General features: G+C 65.4%; 18 protein-coding genes and 1 tRNA gene. 12 read left to right on the plus strand and 7 right to left on the minus strand.

Annotated elements, in window-relative coordinates:
* Positions 1-47 precede the first annotated feature (47 nt).
* From KYC_RS09115 to KYC_RS09130, 4 genes are all read left to right on the plus strand, one after another.
* Positions 48-776 (plus strand): hypothetical protein, encoded by a 729-nt coding sequence (locus KYC_RS09115; RefSeq protein ID WP_008161236.1) that lies wholly within the window; start codon positions 48-50, stop codon positions 774-776.
* Positions 777-789: 13 nt separating this feature from the next.
* Positions 790-2,007, plus strand: coding sequence for a threonine ammonia-lyase (locus tag KYC_RS09120; RefSeq protein WP_008161238.1), 1,218 nt, complete (start codon positions 790-792; stop codon positions 2,005-2,007).
* Positions 2,008-2,570: 563 nt separating this feature from the next.
* Complete coding sequence (locus KYC_RS09125; protein WP_008161243.1) at positions 2,571-2,993, plus strand: tripartite tricarboxylate transporter TctB family protein; 423 nt, start codon at positions 2,571-2,573, stop codon at positions 2,991-2,993.
* 10 nt (positions 2,994-3,003) lie between these two features.
* The gene (locus KYC_RS09130; RefSeq protein ID WP_008161245.1) at positions 3,004-4,509 is read left to right on the plus strand and encodes a tripartite tricarboxylate transporter permease; all 1,506 of its coding nucleotides are present in this window, start codon (positions 3,004-3,006) and stop codon (positions 4,507-4,509) included.
* 131 nt (positions 4,510-4,640) lie between these two features.
* On the opposite strand, the gene KYC_RS09135 is transcribed toward KYC_RS09130, so the two are convergent.
* The 3 genes from KYC_RS09135 to KYC_RS09145 all read right to left on the minus strand — a co-directional run bounded on the left by KYC_RS09135 (position 4,641) and on the right by KYC_RS09145 (position 6,703).
* The gene (locus KYC_RS09135) at positions 4,641-5,183 is read right to left on the minus strand and encodes a PIN domain-containing protein (RefSeq protein WP_008161247.1); all 543 of its coding nucleotides are present in this window, start codon (positions 5,181-5,183) and stop codon (positions 4,641-4,643) included.
* A gap of 123 nt (positions 5,184-5,306) precedes the next feature.
* Positions 5,307-5,996, minus strand: coding sequence for a glutathione S-transferase C-terminal domain-containing protein (locus KYC_RS09140; RefSeq protein WP_008161249.1), 690 nt, complete (start codon positions 5,994-5,996; stop codon positions 5,307-5,309).
* Positions 5,993-6,703 (minus strand): SOS response-associated peptidase, encoded by a 711-nt coding sequence (locus KYC_RS09145; protein WP_008161251.1) that lies wholly within the window; start codon positions 6,701-6,703, stop codon positions 5,993-5,995. The genes KYC_RS09140 and KYC_RS09145 overlap by 4 nt, the downstream gene beginning before the upstream one ends.
* Positions 6,704-6,897: 194 nt before the next feature.
* Between KYC_RS09145 and KYC_RS09150 the strand changes: the two genes are divergently transcribed.
* Positions 6,898-7,215, plus strand: a complete 318-nt coding sequence (locus KYC_RS09150) for a type II toxin-antitoxin system RelE/ParE family toxin (protein ID WP_008161253.1) — start codon at positions 6,898-6,900, stop codon at positions 7,213-7,215.
* Between the two features lie 3 nt (positions 7,216-7,218).
* The gene (locus tag KYC_RS09155; RefSeq protein ID WP_043517985.1) at positions 7,219-7,530 is read left to right on the plus strand and encodes an addiction module antidote protein; all 312 of its coding nucleotides are present in this window, start codon (positions 7,219-7,221) and stop codon (positions 7,528-7,530) included.
* 425 nt (positions 7,531-7,955) lie between these two features.
* Here KYC_RS09155 and KYC_RS09160 read toward each other — a convergent pair whose 3' ends face one another.
* Positions 7,956-8,879 carry a carbon-nitrogen hydrolase family protein gene (locus tag KYC_RS09160; protein ID WP_008161257.1) on the minus strand — a complete coding sequence of 308 codons (924 nt, stop codon included), beginning with the start codon at positions 8,877-8,879 and terminating at the stop codon, positions 7,956-7,958.
* Between the two features lie 85 nt (positions 8,880-8,964).
* Here KYC_RS09160 and KYC_RS09165 point away from each other — a divergent pair, with 85 nt between their 5' ends.
* The 5 genes from KYC_RS09165 (at position 8,965) to KYC_RS09185 (ending at position 14,294) form a co-directional block, all read left to right on the plus strand.
* Positions 8,965-9,894 (plus strand): LysR substrate-binding domain-containing protein, encoded by a 930-nt coding sequence (locus KYC_RS09165; RefSeq protein WP_008161260.1) that lies wholly within the window; start codon positions 8,965-8,967, stop codon positions 9,892-9,894.
* A 105-nt stretch (positions 9,895-9,999) separates the two neighbouring features.
* Positions 10,000-10,923: a LysR family transcriptional regulator gene (locus tag KYC_RS09170; protein ID WP_008161262.1), complete on the plus strand. Its 924-nt coding sequence runs from the start codon at positions 10,000-10,002 to the stop codon at positions 10,921-10,923.
* A 180-nt stretch (positions 10,924-11,103) separates the two neighbouring features.
* The gene (locus KYC_RS09175; RefSeq protein WP_043517987.1) at positions 11,104-12,312 is read left to right on the plus strand and encodes a CaiB/BaiF CoA transferase family protein; all 1,209 of its coding nucleotides are present in this window, start codon (positions 11,104-11,106) and stop codon (positions 12,310-12,312) included.
* 79 nt (positions 12,313-12,391) lie between these two features.
* Positions 12,392-13,351, plus strand: coding sequence for a Bug family tripartite tricarboxylate transporter substrate binding protein (locus tag KYC_RS09180; protein WP_008161264.1), 960 nt, complete (start codon positions 12,392-12,394; stop codon positions 13,349-13,351).
* A 25-nt stretch (positions 13,352-13,376) separates the two neighbouring features.
* Positions 13,377-14,294, plus strand: a complete 918-nt coding sequence (locus KYC_RS09185) for a hydroxymethylglutaryl-CoA lyase (RefSeq protein WP_008161265.1) — start codon at positions 13,377-13,379, stop codon at positions 14,292-14,294.
* Between the two features lie 4 nt (positions 14,295-14,298).
* Here the strand turns inward: KYC_RS09185 and KYC_RS09190 are convergent, their stop codons facing one another.
* A complete protein-coding gene (locus tag KYC_RS09190; protein ID WP_008161266.1) occupies positions 14,299-14,736 on the minus strand; it encodes a universal stress protein in 438 nt (145 codons plus the stop codon).
* A gap of 205 nt (positions 14,737-14,941) precedes the next feature.
* Positions 14,942-15,277 (minus strand): hypothetical protein, encoded by a 336-nt coding sequence (locus tag KYC_RS30120; protein ID WP_420796109.1) that lies wholly within the window; start codon positions 15,275-15,277, stop codon positions 14,942-14,944.
* On the opposite strand from KYC_RS30120, the gene KYC_RS09195 reads away from it, so the two are divergent.
* Positions 15,263-15,952 (plus strand): hypothetical protein, encoded by a 690-nt coding sequence (locus KYC_RS09195; protein WP_420796110.1) that lies wholly within the window; start codon positions 15,263-15,265, stop codon positions 15,950-15,952. The two genes, KYC_RS30120 and KYC_RS09195, sit on opposite strands and share 15 nt — an antisense overlap.
* Positions 15,953-16,022: 70 nt before the next feature.
* Here KYC_RS09195 and KYC_RS09200 read toward each other — a convergent pair.
* Positions 16,023-16,110, minus strand: a tRNA-Ser gene (locus KYC_RS09200).
* Positions 16,111-16,116: the final 6 nt, after the last annotated feature.

A 16,116-nucleotide genomic window follows, 5' to 3' on the forward strand; every position in this document is an offset into this window, starting at 1 on the left:
GACGCCCTCGACACGATGTTGAAAGAGGGTATACGGATGAACAAGGCATGACAGCGTGGCCGATAACCGCCGTCGCCGGGGCGCTGCTTGCCGCGCTGCTGATGACCGGCTGTATGGCGCCGCCAGGGGCGGGCCAGCGCGGCCCCAGGGGCGAGGACATGTCCGCCGACCAGCTCGCGCAGACCGATTTCAACCGCACCGTCACGCTCGAAGTTCGCGATAACCTGGCCAGCCTGTATTCGCTGCTGGACAAGCTGTACCGCCGCAATCCCCGCGAGTGGCGCAAGACCGGCGCGCCTGACCTGGCGACGGCCATCAACCGGGTCAAACATTCCATCGAAGTGCGCGTCCCGCCCAGCGACCTGTCGGGACTGCGCGACATCCAGATCCTGGCCGTCTCGCTGGATCCGAACTATCCGGGCGACCGCGTCGGCGCTTTCATCTACGGCCTCGCCGACACCATCATCGCGGCGCACAACGGCAAGACGCGCCTCTACGCCACTGACGCGCTGGACGGACAGCGGGTCTACAATGCCGCTCGGAACGTCGAGGCCGCGGCGTGGCTGCTGGCATCGCGGCGCAACAATCAAGGCGAGTTGCTGCTGCTGGCCAACGAAATATCCCCGAACGCCACGAATCTCAGCTTCGAGCGCGAGTTCGGCGCCATCATTGGCCGGCTCGACCTGATCGCCAACCTGCTCGGCGAGAACTCCAGGCGCATCGGGATCAACTACGCGCAAGGCCTCCTGCTGTTCAATTTCCTGCCCGTGCGCTAACAGGATTTCCATCGTGATAGATATCGCCTCCATCCAGACCGCCCGCGAGAACCTGCGCGGCCAGGTCCTTAAGACTCCCTTCACCCTGTCCCGCACGCTGTCCGACATTTTCGGCGCCGAGATCTGGCTGAAATTCGAGAACCTGCAGTTCACCGCGTCCTTCAAGGAGCGGGGGGCATTGAATCGCATGCTGACGCTGTCGGACGATGAGCGCGCCAAGGGCGTGATCGCGGTGTCGGCCGGCAATCACGCCCAGGGCGTCGCCTATCATGCGCAGCGCATGGGCGTGCCCGCCGTGATCGTGATGCCGCGCTTCACCCCCACGGTCAAGGTCGCCAACACGCGGCGCTTCGGCGCCGAAGTCGTGCTGGCCGGCGACACCTTCGACGACGCCAAGGCGCGCGGTTACGAGCTGGCCAAAGAACGCGGCCTGATCATGATCCACCCCTACGACGACGAAGCCGTCATCTCGGGGCAGGGGACGGTGGCGCTGGAGATGCTGGAAGACCAGCCGCAGCTTGACACGCTGGTCATCGCCATCGGGGGCGGCGGGCTGATCTCTGGTATCGCCACGGCGGCCAAGGCCTTGAAGCCCGGCATCGAGATCGTGGGCGTGCAGACCGAGCGCTTTCCGGCGATGTACGCGGCGGTCAAGGGCGTGTCCATGCCGCAGGGCCAATACACCATCGCCGAAGGGATCGCCGTCAAGTCTCCTGGCGACCTGACGCTGCCCATCGTGCAACGGCTGGCCGACCGGGTTGAACTGGTCAGCGAGGCCGACATCGAGCACGCGATCGTGGTGCTGCTTGAGATCGAAAAGACCGTGGTCGAGGGCGCAGGCGCCGCGGGCCTGGCTGCGCTCCTGCGCGCGCAGGAAGAGGGCAGCGACCGCTACAAGGGCAAGCGTATTGGCCTGGTCCTGACGGGCGGCAATATTGATCCGCTGATGCTGGGAGAGCTGATCGAGCGCGGCATGGTGCGCGCAGGCCGGCTGGCCCGCATCCGTGTCGACCTGCGCGACCTGCCGGGCGCGCTGGCCCATGCCACCAAGCTCATCGCCGACGCGCAGGCCAACATCACCGAAGTGCATCACCAGCGGGCGTTCACGTCATTGCCGGTGCGCAACGTCGAGGTGGACTTTGTGCTCCAGACTCGCGGGCCCGAACATATCCAGGAAGTGATCGACGTCCTGAACGCGGCGGGCTTCGCCGCCAGCAATCACGACCACTAAAGCGGCCACGCGGCGGCGTCCGCCGCCGTCACGCTCGTCCAGAACCTTTCACATCGCTGTCATTCAGCCTTCATGGCCCCGCTGGCAAGAATCGTGGTGATTCCGGTTCCGCTGCGGGGCTTGGCTGCGCCCTTCGCAACCTGATCGACCAGCCGGATTCGGCCGCCGACCCACGCCCCGTCGATGCGCGAAAAATGCATCTACATGTTACGGCGCTGATCGTCGTGCTGGCCGCGGGGAACTTTTTCGTGAAAGGCCAACTTCCACGCGGAACAAGTGCTGGAGCCACGTTCTGGCCCGGCCATGGCGCCGTTTACGCCCTTTGCCAACCGCATCTTGTCCGTTCCATGGTCTAGGGGATATCCCCAAAAAAATCATGGTTCTTCCGGATATGGGTTATGTCGTGTTGCGAATTAGTATCCTGCGTTCAAGGCGTTTCCGGGCGACATGGCCCGGCGGCGTTGAACGAAGAATGCGCGCGTCGCGGCACGAAAGCCCGGGCGCGGCAAATCAGGGGAGACAGCGATTTGATAAAAAACAGACAGGATTTCTGGTCCGGCGTGATGTTCATCGTCTTGGGGGGCGCCTTCGCCGCGCAGGCGACCCAGTACTCCATGGGAAGCGCGGCCCGCATGGGACCGGGTTACTTCCCGTTCTGGCTGGGCATCGTGCTGGCGCTGATGGGCGCGACGGTTCTTTTGGGCGCCTTGTCCCCGAAAGCCCAATCCACCACGATCAGTCGCTACGATTTCCGCATCCTTTTTCTCGTGATTGGCTCGGTAGCCTTGTACGGCTTCTCTCTGCGCTACCTCGGGCTGTATATCTCAGTATTTTTGCTCGTCCTCATCAGCAGCTACGCCAGCCACGAATTCAACTGGAAAGTGGCTGTGGCCAACGGCCTGTTCCTGGTGGCGTTTTCCTACATTGCATTCATACGCGGACTTGGGCTGATTTTTCCGCTGTGGCCCAGCGTATTGACCAACTAGGAGACCGGGCATGGAACTACTACAAAACCTGATGATGGGTTTCTCGGTGGCCTTTACCCCCGAGAACCTGACTTACGCATTCCTCGGCTGCCTGCTGGGTACGCTGGTCGGCGTGCTGCCCGGCCTGGGGCCGGTGCCTACCATCGCGATGCTGCTGCCCATCACGTACGTGCTGCCGCCCACTGCTGGGCTGATCATGCTGGCGGGCATCTATTACGGCACGCAGTATGGCGGCTCCACCACGGCCATCCTGGTGAATCTGCCGGGTGAGACCTCGGCGGTGGTGACGGTCCTGGATGGTCACCAGATGGCGCGCAATGGACGCGCCGGGGCGGCGCTGTCGCTCGCGGCCATCGGATCCTTTTTTGCCGGAAGCGTGGCGACGGTGCTCATCGCGGCATTCGCGCCGCCGTTGGCGGAAGTGGCGTTCGCGTTTGGACCCGCGGAGTACTTTTCCCTGATGGCGCTGGGCCTGATCGGCGCAGTGGTGCTGGCGTCGGGCTCGTTGCCGAAAGCCATTTGCATGATCCTGCTGGGCCTGCTCTTGGGTATGGTCGGCACCGACGTCAACTCTGGCGTCGCCCGCTACGACTTCAGTATCCCTGAGCTGCAGGACGGCATAGATTTCGCGATCGTTGCAATGGGTGTGTTCGGCCTGTCGGAAATCATGAGCAACCTGGAACAGAAAGAGAACCGGGTGGAAATTACCGATAAGGTCGGGTCGCTCTATCCCAGCCGCCAGGAATTCCGCGAAGCCGCTCCGGCCATCGTGCGCGGGACGGCGCTGGGTTCGGCCCTGGGCATCCTGCCCGGCGGCGGTTCGGTGCTGTCCGCTTTCGCGTCTTACACCTTGGAAAAGAAGCTGTCGAAAGAGCCGGAACGGTTCGGCAAGGGCCACCCCGCGGGATTGGCCGGACCCGAGTCGGCGAATAACGCAGGTGCGCAGACCTCGTTCATTCCGCTGCTTACCCTGGGTATTCCGGGCAACGCGGTGATGGCGCTGATGGTGGGGGCCATGACCATCCACAACATCCAGCCGGGTCCGCAGGTGATGTCCAGCCATCCGGAGCTTTTCTGGGGCTTGATCGCGTCCATGTGGATCGGGAACCTGATGCTGGTCATCCTGAACCTGCCGTTGATCGGCATCTGGGTGAAGCTGCTGCGCGTGCCGTACCGGATGTTGTTCCCGGCGATTCTCGTGTTCTGCACGATCGGCGTGTACTCGCTGAACTACAACGCGTTCGATATCTTCATGTTCGCCATATTCGGCATTGTCGGCTACGTGTGGAGCAAGCTGGGCTGCGAAGGCGCCCCGCTGTTGCTCGGCCTGGTGTTGGGCCCGATGATGGAAGAGAACTTCCGCCGGGCGCTGCTGCTTTCGCGAGGCGACTTCAGCACCTTTGTCACCCGGCCGCTGTCGGCGACATTGCTGGCGCTTGCTGCAATCCTGCTTGTGCTGGTGGCGATGCCCGCGCTGCGCAAGAAGCGCGAGGAAGCCTTCGTAGAGGTCGACTGACAGGTCGGACACGGTTGGCTCCGGGTCTGGTTCGGCGCAAGCCGGCCAGGCCCTTTTTTTTGCTTCTGGGCGCTCAGGCGGCAGAAGGCGCTTGCCTGGAATCGCTGGCGCGCCCAGTGGCCGCGGCCGCGCTATCCCCGGGAAACCAGGCTTTTCAGGCCGTACAGGCGCTCACGATGCAGGGTCGCGGCTAGCGGCTCCGGTTCGCGGCCCAGCGCGATGTAGTCGGCGGGAATCTGTGCGATGGCGTCGCGCATGCGGTCCGCGCCTGCTTGCCACCACTGCACCAGCATGCGGTCGGGGTTGTAGACGTCCAGCCCCTGGCGGCGCAGTTCCGACCGGTTGAAATCCTTCAGGTTCCACGTCAGCACCTGCACCGTGGGCGTCTGCGGCAGCCCGCAGCGCGCGCGGCGCGCCAGGCCGGCCGCGATCACATGGAAGTCCTTGGGGTCGCTGTAGCGCAACGAGGCTTCGTAGACCTGGGTGTCGGATTCGATGGCCCCGGGAAAGCGCGCATTCATGTCGGCCCAGAACTCGGCCATCACTTCCGGCGGAATGTCCCAGATGCGCGACGCGTTGCGGCGCCATTCCTCGCCGATGCGCTCGGTCCAGACCGGCAGAAAGACGCCGGCCTCGGCCAGTCGCAGCAGCAGCCGGCGCAGGATGCCGGACATGAGCACGCAGGCGTCAAGGACGATAAAGGGGGGCGTAGCGGCGGGAGCGGTCAAGATGGAAACATCGGTCAGACAGGAGCAAGCCGGAGAGCATAACGATTTTCCGGATTTGCCGCGCGGGCCTCAGTCCAGTTCGGCCCGCAGGGCAAGGCAATGGCTCACCAGGTTCGGCCGCGACAGCAGGCGCTGCTTGAGCGGCGTGTCGATGGCGTAGTGATAGATATTGGCCAGGAATCCATAGATGCCGGCGTCCACGCTGCCGGGATTGGGGCCGAACATGAACGGGTTGTCGCCCAGCAGATCGGCGATCACGTCCAGGTCCGCGATGCCGCGCGCGTAGGCTTCTTCGGGCGCATACCGGCCGATGCCCTGGTAGTGGTAGCGCTGGAAGTTGTATTGCCGCGCGGCCTCCAGCTGCTGGGGCGAGACCTCCGGATGCGTGTCCAGAAGCGCCTTGCGGAAGGCGGGCCAATAGCGGTCGTCGCGCCAGCGGGAATAGGACATCACCCAATACAGGTCATCCAGGGTGCGCCGGATCATCAGGTCCTGGTCTTGCTGCGCCTGGCTCAGCGAAGCGTCGATGGTCAGTTCGTACTGGCGCTTCAGGTAGGCGATGATGGTGTCGCTATCGCCGATGGAAAGGCCATTGTCGGTCAGGTAAGGCAGTTGGCCCCTGGGCGCCGTGCTGACGTCGATGCCATGCTCGTGGTCGAACGGCAGGCGGCACAGCTTCAGGAACGCATAAACCTTCAGGCCATACGGATTGTTGTCCTCAAGGCCGTAGAGTCCGGGATAGGAGTGGAGGGTGATCATGGCGGGCTCCCGGCGGGCTGGATCGGGGCAGGGGAGGAAGGCGGCTGCGCCGGCGTGGCGACCAGCCTTTCGGAGGGAAAGGGAACCAGGAATTCCCGGCTCCGGGATGCGTCGGCGTTCAGCCACTCGCCATAGGCGCCTTCGGCCAGGATGACGACCATGCGCTTTTCGTGACCCGCTTGGTGGTAATGCCGGAAGACGGGGTCGTTGTCGGCGTTGATGGTCAGCATGGTGTAGGTGTCGCGCCACTGTCCGGCCGCGTCGCGGTATCGGTCCCATAGGCCCGCGATGCCCATCGGTTCGCCATCAGCGCGGGCGAAGCGCGTGGCGACGGCGCGGCCGGATCTCCAGTCGGGCTCGAAGATAGCGTCGGCGGGCACGATGCAGTGTTGCGCGCGGCGCCAGGCGTTGCCGAAGGTGAACGAGGCGGGTGCCGTCTCGGCGCGGGCATTGAAGGTGGATAGCTTTCCGGCCTTGTCCAGACCGTCCGCCCGGGTCATGGCGCTGATCAGGCCCCAGCGGCCGACGCAGGCTTCGCGGTCGGGCACGGCCTCGTCGCCCGCATCGTGTTCAGGGGGACGGCGCACGAACAAGCCCTCGTACCGGGGCCACATGTCGTATTTGCCGACGGCCGCGGGCTTTCGCCGCACGCCGAATTTCTGCAGCAGCAGCTCCGCATCCTTAAGCGTCTGATAGTGCGAACACATGCGTGGCCCCCGGATGTCAGGCGCCGCGGCGGGGCGCCCCTGGAAGGCCAAGCTTGCGCCGAGGCGACGCCTGTTGTCCAGCGCCGGGTGGGCGTACGTCGGGGTGGGCGGCGTGGCATTTTCGGCACGGTGGCGCCAAATGCGAGACGGCCTTAGGCGAAGCTAGAAGAAATCGGATTGAAGGGTTGTCTCTTATGGATTACAGTAACTCCATGATATCGGTCCGCACTACTGCGGCTTTCGATGACTGGTTCTCGAAGTTGCGCGACATCCGCGCCAGAGCTCGTATCCAAATACGGATTGACCGGCTTGAAATGGGAAATCCAGGCGATTGCAAGGCGGTGGGTGGCGGGATTATCGAATTGCGCATCGACTACGGGCCAGGCTACCGGGTGTATTTCACCCAGCGGGGCGCCGTGCTTGTGATGCTGTTGTGTGGCGGCGATAAGTCCACCCAGCAGGCCGACATAACGCGAGCGAAGGCGATTGCCGCCGCGCTCGATTTGGAGTGAGTCATGACCCAGGTAAAAACTCGTCCGTGGGATTCTGCTGCCCATCTTCGCACTGAGGAAGAAATGGTGGCGTATCTTGAGGCGGCGCTTGAAGAAGCCGGAGACGATCCTAAATTCATCACCCATGCGCTGGGCGTGATTGCCCGCGCGCGCGGCATGAGTCAGCTTGCCCGAGACACCGGCGTCAAACGTGAAAGCCTTTACCGTGCGTTGTCGGCTGAAGGCAATCCTGAATTTGCCACTATCTGGAAAGTGGTCCGCGCGCTGGGCATTCGCCTGCACGCCGAAGCGGCAGCTGGCGCGGAATGGAAGTAGCGCCAGATCATCTGGATAGATATTTGGTGCCCGAGACCGGAATCGAACCGGTACGGCCGCGAGGCCGAGGGATTTTCTTACCACTTCGGCTTTCGCCGCCAGCAAGGGCTTGCTGTTCGTGGTCTGGAGCACGCCTTCACCATAGCCCCGAGGCCTTAGGTGCCCGCCGTCTGCTCTCTACACCTTCCCCGGTTGCGAAACCGGGGCTTGGCTCGGTGTTAGCGCGGAACAGGTCCAGGGCCTTCGCCGAGTTTGACGGGCTACACCTTTGGAGTTTCCCCCAAAGGGCTCAAATTAGTTCAAGTCCCTTGTGTCTACCAATTTCACCACTCGGGCGTTGCGCGGCCCGTTGCGGACCGGCAGCGGGCGAGACTATACCATCTTGGCCGCACGGTTTTTCGCGGGCAACGCGGGTGCAAGGGTAATCACGAAATGAATCGGACGGGCGGGCGGGGCCGTTCGTCCACGGTCAACGAGAAGATGTCGGGACGGGAATAGTGTCCCGTCACGTCGAAGTCGTAGCGCGCGCGCACCAGTTCCGCCGTGTCGATCCGCGCCGTCAAAAGGCCCGCGCCGCCGCGCAGCGGGCCGGCCAGTACGTCGCCCAGCGGTCCGACGATGACCGAGCCGCCATTGATCAGCGGGCGGCCCGCGTCCCAGCCGGGGACGTCCGCGCCCAGTTCCGCGGGCGAGGGCTGCACCTGGCAGGCGCTGACGACGAAGCAGCGGCCTTCGTGCGCAATGTGGCGCATCGAGCATTGCCAGATGTCGCGTTCGTCCACGGTGGGCGCGCACCAGATCTCGACGCCCTTGGCGTACATGGCGGTGCGCAGCAGCGGCATGTGGTTCTCCCAGCAAATGGCGCCGCCGATGCGGCCTGCGGCGGCGTCGATGACGGGCAGGGTGGAGCCGTCGCCCTGGCCCCAGATCAGGCGTTCGGTGCCGGTCGGCATGAGCTTGCGGTGCTTGGCGGCCAGGCCGATGCCCGGCTCGAAGAACAGGGCCGTGCAGTAGAGCGTATTGCCGCCGCGCTCGATCACGCCCACGACCAGGCTGGCGCCCGTGCGCTGGGACAGGCCGGCCAGCGCCTCGGTCTCGGGACCCGGCACGTCGATCGCATTGTCGTAGTAGCGGGCGAACGCCTCGCGGCCTTCGGGCAGCCGGTAACCCAGCCGGGTGCCGAAGATTTCGCCCTTGGGGTAGCCGCCCAGCAGCGCTTCGGGCATGACCACGAGCGAGGCGCCCGAGGCGGCGATGTCGGATTCGAAGGCGAGGATCTGTTCCAGGGTGCGGGCCTTGCCCTCGGGGGCGGAGCCGATCTGCAGGGCGGCGACGGTGGTGGCGGTCATGGCGATTCCTTCGGGAAGTGGGCGGGCAAGGCGGTAGTGTCTGGCTCGTCCTAAAATCAATCAATCCCGCCCAAAGATAAATGATATGAACCAGATAGATATCGAGTCGGCCGACCTGAACCTGCTCAAGGTCTTCGAGGCTATCTATGACGAGGGCGGCGCGGGCCGGGCCGCCCTGCGGCTGGGGGTCACGCAATCGGCGGTCAGCGCGGCGCTGGGACGGTTGCGTGCGCTGTATGGCGACGCGCTGTTCACGCGTACGGGGCGGGGCCTGACGCCCAGCCTGCGCGCCCGCGAATTGCGACCGATCATCGGCGAGGCGCTGGACAAGTTCCGGCAGAGTCTGTCGCTGGTGCGCCCTGGCGCGCAGGGCTACGCGGGACGGTCGGTGACGCTGGGGCTGTCAGACGATTTCGAGATCGCGCTGGGACGGGATGTGATCCATGCGCTGGCGCACAGCGCGCCGGGCCTGCGCGTCATTTTTCGCCAGACGCACAGCCGGCTGGCTGCCGAGATGCTGATGGCGCGCGAGGTGGATCTGGTGATCGCATCGGGCGGCCTGACCGCGCCGGCGCTGCAGCACGTGACGGTCGGGCAGGGCGGCTATGCCTGCCTGCTCGATCCTGCGACGTTGGCGCCGGGCCAGGCGAGCCTGACCGTGGAAGAGTTCACGCGCCGCCAGCACGTGCTGGTGTCGTCGGGCGGTTTTATCGGCGTGGTGGACGAAGTGCTGCATGGGATGGGCCTGACGCGCCGGGTGCAGGCGTCGACCACGCATTTCTCCGCGCTGGCGTTCCTGCTGCGGGATGGGGAGTCGCTGTCGACCCTGCCGACGCACGCGGCGCGCGGGTTGGCCGAAGCGTCGGGCCTGCGGCTGCTGCCTTGTCCGATCGCCATGCCTGGATACGCCATTGAAGTGGGCTGGCGCGGCGACGCCTTGCGCGACGGGGCGGTGGCGGCGGTCAGGCGCTGTTTGCTGGAATTGCTGCAAGACTACGACTGGACCAGCGTCTAGGTTGCCGCGGGCGCCCACAACGTTTGGGCCATGCCCGGGCCCGATGCGTCGCCACGGGAAAACCCCGATCCCAGCCCGGGCCGACAAAGGACGACACTTTGCGCCATGAAGCCGTCCCCGCCCGCCGCGCCAATCCGCGATATCGACCCCGTTTCCCTGCGTCTCTTTCTTGCCGCGCTCGAAGAGGGCAGCCTGGCGCGCGCCGCCGCCCGCGAAAACATCGTGCCCTCCGCCGTCAGCAAACGCATGTCCGAGATGGAGGACGCATTCGGCGTGCCGCTGCTGGAGCGCGGCGTCAAGGGCGTGCAGCCGACGCCGGCCGGCGACGCGCTGGCCACCCACGTGCGCCGGGTGCTGCAGGACATGGACCGCATGCATCGCGACATGGCGGGATTCGCGACCGGCGTGCGCGGCCACATCCGGCTGGCGGTCAGCTTCGCGGCGTTGTCGGGCGACCTGCCGGCGCAGATCCAGTCGTTCCGGCGCGCGTATCCGCAGATCGACATCTCGCTGGAAGAGGACACGACCCAGGCCGCCTTCCGCGCCGTGCTGGAAGGGCAGGCGGACGTGGCCGCCGGATCGGACTTCGGACATGACGGCCTGCAGGTGTACCCCTGCGGCCATTGCGAACTGGCGGCCGTGGTGCCCGGCCAGCACTTGCTGGCCGACCGCGAGACGCTGGATTACGCGCAGTTGCTGCCGTTCGAGCAGATCGAACTGAACCGCGACAACGGCATCAGCAGCGTATTCGACCAGGCTGCGCGCAACGCGGGCATGACACGCCGCATCAGCGCCCGGGTCAGCTCGCACGAAACCATCTGCCTGCTGGTGGCGCGCGGCATGGGCGTGGCCGTGGTGCCGCATTACCTGAAGCCGCGCCTTGCGCACCTGGACATCCGCTTCATCCCGCTGCGCGGTCCCTGGTCCAGCACGCCGCTCTGCATCGCCGTGCGCGATCCGCAGGCGCTGTCGCCGGCCGCACGCGCCTTGCTGGCGCACCTTGGGGTGCTGCCCGCCGCGCCAACCTGAGATGTCGGGGCAAGCCCAGGGCAAACCCGGACGTTCCGAAACGAGAATGCCCCCGTGCTGAAAGACCGCTACCCGCAGCCCGCGCAAGCCCGCGATCATGGGTCCATGCTGGCGGCGGCAAGCCTGATTCCCCGCCGCCGGCGCACACTGGTCGAACAGGCAGGCACGAGGAAAACACGGATGACAGCAGCACCGGCTTCACCTTTCATGGACAGCGCCGAATTGCCCCTGCGCGGCATCAAGGTCCTGGAACTGTCCCACATGATCATGGGGCCGGCGGCCGGCCTGTCGCTGGCGGATCTGGGCGCGGACGTGATCAAGGTCGAACCCATCGACGGCGACCGCACGCGGCGCCTGAAGGGCTCCGGCAGCGGCTATTTTCCGGTCTTCAATCGCAACAAGCAGAGCCTGGCGATTGATCTGAAGTCGTCCGAGGGCCAGGAGGTCGTGCGCAAGCTGGCCCTGCAGACCGACATGATCGTGGAGAATTTCCGCGACGGCAGCCTGGCGCAGTATGGGCTGGACTACGAGTCGCTGTCGGCCGAGAACCCAGGCCTGATCTATGTCTCGCTGAAGGGCTTTCTGTCCGGACCCTACAAGCACCGCACCGCGTTGGATGAAGTGGTGCAGATGATGGGCGGTCTGGCCTACATCAACGGCGGCGCCGACACGCCGCAGCGGGTGGCGGCATCGGTCAACGACATCCTGGGCGGCACCTTCGGCGTGGTGGGCGCGCTGGCCGCGCTGCACGACCGGCATGCGACCGGCCGTGGCCGCCACGTGCGGTCCGGCCTGTTTGAAAACAACCTGCTGCTGGTGGCCCAGTTCATCGCGCAATTCCAGCTGACGGGAACGGCGCCCAAGCCCATGGGCGCGGAGCGCAAGCCGCCATGGGGCGTTTACGACGTGTTCGAAACCGCCGACGGCCGCGTGTTCGTCGCGGTGGTGGGCGACGCCCAATGGCGCAATTTCGCCCGCAGGTTCCTGCCTCCCGAGTGGGCTGCGGATCCGCGCCTGGCCACGGCCGTCGACCGCGAGGCCGCGCGTTCCTGGCTGGTTCCCGGGGTGGGCGAGATCCTGAAAACCTGGAAGACCGACGCGCTGTGCGCGGCGCTTGAAGAGGCCAATCTGTCCTACGGTCCGATCCGCCAGCCGCACGATCTGCTGGACGACGCGCACCTGAACGCCGGCGGCGCATTGCTGAAGACCCGGCTGCCGGACGGCGGCGAAATATCGGCCGCCGCGCTGCCTATCGAATTCGACGGCCGCAAGGCGGGCAAGCGGTTCGATCCGCCGGACCAGGGCGCGCAGACGCACGCCATTCTGCAGGGCCTGGGCCTGGATGCCGCGCGCATCGAAGCCCTGCGCGCCGAGGGAGTCATTGCATGAAGACCAGGCCATAGCGCCTGATCCCTGTCGAGGCGGCGCCAGACCGCCAAGACGTCCACCAAAGAGGAGACAACCCGAGATGATCCGCAAACTCTTTGCGCTGGCCGCGTTGGCCATCGCCTGCACGGCCCATGCGCAGGACTATCCCAGCAAGCCCATCCGCATCATCATTCCGTCGACGCCTGGCGGGGGCACCGATTACATCGGGCGCCTGATGAGTACCAAGCTGCATGAACTGAACGGCTGGGCGGTGGTGCCGGAAAACAAGCCCGGCGCGGGCACGGCGCTGGGCCTGGCCGAGGCGGCGCGTTCGCCCGCCCAGGGCTACGACCTGGTGATCGGCCAGTCCGACAATGTCACGCTGATTCCGCTGTTGATGAAGGTAGCCTACGACCCGGTCAAGGATCTGGCGCCGGTGGCGCTGGTGGCCACCACGCCGATGGTGCTTTTGGTGGCCGAGCAATCGCCCTACAAGACGCTGCCGGAGGTGATTGAGGCCGCCAAGAAGGAGCCCAACAAAATTTCCTACGGAACCTCCGGCACCGGCGGCGGCGTGCACATCGCCATGGAAATGCTGCAGCACGCGGCCGGCTTCAAGATGCAGCATGTGCCGTACAAGGGGTCCGCGCCGGCGCTGGCCGATCTGATGGGCGGGCATTTGCAGTTTGCAGGCTCGTCGATTTCGTCGGCGGCGACCCTTATCAAGTCCGGCAAGGTGCGCGCGCTGGCGGTGACCTCGCCCAAGCGCAATCCCGCGCTGCCAGACGTGCCCACCGTGGCGGAGCTGGGATACAAGGATTTCAGCGTGGTGACCTACTACGGCGTGCTGGCCCCGGCCAAGACGCCCGCCGACATCGTGACGCGCCTGAATGGCGACTTCAACAAGCTGCTGGCGCGCAAGGACGTGCAGGAAGCGCTGGCGGCCCAGGGCCTGGAGACCGACCCGGTATCCAGCGAGCAATTCGCCGCGCTGATCCAGTCGGACATCGGCAAGGCGCGCCAGACCATCAAGAGCGCTGGCATCGTCATCCAGCAATAGTCAGGACACGGAGCGCGGGACGCACATGAATCAGGAAGTCAGGCTTTGCGAAGTGGGGCCGCGCGACGGCCTGCAGATGGCCAAGGGCATGATGGCCGGCGCCGACAAGCTGCGCTGGATACGGCAGCTGGCCGACGCGGGCCTGCGCGAGATCGAGGTGGGCAGCTTCGTGTCGCCGCGGCTGGTGCCGCAGATGGCGGATACGGGCGATATCCTGCCCGAGGTCCTGAAGATGGACGGCGTGACCGTTTGCGCGCTGGCCTGCAATCTCAAGGGGGCCATCGCCGCCTACGAGGCGGGCGCGCACGTGCTGGCATTTCCGGTGTCGGTCAGCGACACGCATAGCCATGCCAACGTGGGCAAGGGCACGGACGCGCAGGTGGCGATGCTTGAATCCATCGTCGACTGGGTCCGCTCGCAGGCGCGGCCGATGCGCATCGACGCCGCCGTGGCCACCGCCTTCGGATGCTCGATGGAAGGCGAGGTGCCGGTGCGGCGCGTGGCCCAGGTGGCCCAGGCGGCGGCCCGCGCCGGCGCCGATGAAATCGCGCTGGCCGACACCGTGGGCTATGCCCATCCGGCGCGCGTGCGGGAGGCAGTGCGCGCCACGCAGGATGCGGTGGGCGCGACGCTGACCAAGCTGCACCTGCACGACACAATGGGGCTGGGCCTGGCCAATGTCCTGGCGGGATTGGATGAAGGCATCCGCGGCTTCGATTCCTGCCTGGGCGGGCTGGGCGGCTGTCCGTTCGCCCCGGGCGCGTCGGGCAATATCGTGACGGAAGACCTGGTGTTCATGCTGGAAAGCATGGGCTACCGGACCGGGGTCGATCTGTCCCGGCTAATTGCGGCGCGCGAACTGCTGGCGGCGTCCCTGCCGCGGGAAAGCCTGCGCAGCGGCGTGGCCGCCGCCGGCATTCCCAGGACCTACTCAGCCGCCTGACGTTTCAGCGGTACACCAGCACCGGCAGGGTGGAGTGCGCCAGCACCTTCTGCGTCTGGCTGCCCAGCAACAGGGCCGCCATGCCGCCGCGCCCGTGCGAGGACATGGCGATCAGGTCGCAGTTGTGCGTCATCGCCACATCGACGATCACCTGGTAGGGGGTGTCGCTTTCGCGCAGTTCGGTGGCGCAGGCGACGCCCGCCGCGCTTGCCTTGCCGGCGGCTTCCGACAGATACGAGCTGGCCAGTTCCTTGGCCTGATGTTCGTAGACCTGACGCACGCCTTCGAGCTGCACGGTCTCCATCGAGGGCATGTGGAAGTGGCTGTACACCGTCAGCACCGTGACGCTGGCGCCTAGCTCGCGGGCCAGGGCCAGTCCCTGCTCCAGGCCGGAATTGGCCAGGCTGGATCCGTCGATGGGGATGAGTATGTGCTTGTACATGGCAACCTCCAGGTGGGAATCTGCGTCAATACTACGCCTGAAGGGGGCGTTCGGCAGGCCGCCTGGTGATCGGAAGCGGTCCGAGTTCGCTGGCAGCAATGTTTGGGATTATGTTGATGATTTACAATTTATGTCGGCATAAGCCTGTGATTCACCGCTGCCTGTCCGGCACCCTCCGATAGGCGGGGGGCGCCCGCGCAGCCCCTCAAATTTGAAAATCATGCACACCCAGAAGTTCGGGTACCTGGAATTCCGGTACGGCAATAATCCAAAGCGGCGCACTGTCAACGTTGGCGACAATATTCAATCCATTGCCGTGCGCAGATTGTTGAACCGCCTGAAAATCCAGGACACGAGCATCGTAGGGATAGATCGGGACTCGCTCCGCGACTATGACGGAGAACCCGTCAAGCTCATCATGAATGGGTGTTTCCACGACGACTGTTTTCCGCTGCCCCCGCAGATCGAGCCCGTCTTTTTTGGATTCAACGCGGAAACTGAAACGGTCATTACCCGGAACAAGGCGTTGTTCCAGAAGCACCAGCCCATCGGCTGTCGCGACAACGCCACCAAGCGCCTGTTCGACAAGCACCGCATCTCCGCTTTTGTGACGGGTTGCGCGACGCTTACGCTGGCCAAGCGGGAAGACCCCGCAGTGGGCGGCAAGCCGGTCATCGCGTTCGGCGCGGGATCGGGCGTCCTGCAGCAGAATCTGCTTGAAAACATCCCCAAGCCCATCCTGGAACACGCGCGGCTCGTCTATCAGCGGGAACCCGTGCCCGACGTGCCGTTGAGCGATGGCGCCATCCAGAAAATGGACGCATTGGCGCAGTCTTATCTTGATGTCTACAAGAACGAGGCCTCCCTCGTCGTGACGCCCCTGCTGCATGTGGCCAGCCCCTGTCTGGCGATGGGCATTCCCGTGGTGCTGGCGCGGCGCGACAGGGATGACCGCTTCTCGGCGATCGACCGGCTGATCCCGGTGTATACGCCGTCGGAGTTTTCGTCGATCGACTGGAAGGCGGTTTCGCAAGAGGTCGAAACGCTGAAGGGGGCGATGATCGGCGTGGCCGGCCAACTGCTTCAGGGCGCCCGGCCCGCGGCTGGAGATCTGGCCGTGCTTGCGGGCGCCTATGACGCTGCCCCCGTCCTGCAGCCGCCCCGGCAGCCTTCGAAGCTGCGCCGGCGTATCAGGCGCCTGTTCGGCAAGCGCTGAACACATGGCAAGCCGGCGCGGCCTGCAAGGCTGCGCCGCGCCCACAAGGCTGGAGCAGGCATGGGCCTGCTGGCGGAAGCGGTGAGATTCGAACTCACGAACGGTTGCCCGTTGCCGGTTTTCAAGACCGGTGCAATCGACCACTCTGCCACGCTTCCGGGGTA

This window comes from Achromobacter arsenitoxydans SY8 (assembly GCF_000236785.1).
GTDB classification, from domain to species: domain Bacteria; phylum Pseudomonadota; class Gammaproteobacteria; order Burkholderiales; family Burkholderiaceae_B; genus Achromobacter; species Achromobacter arsenitoxydans.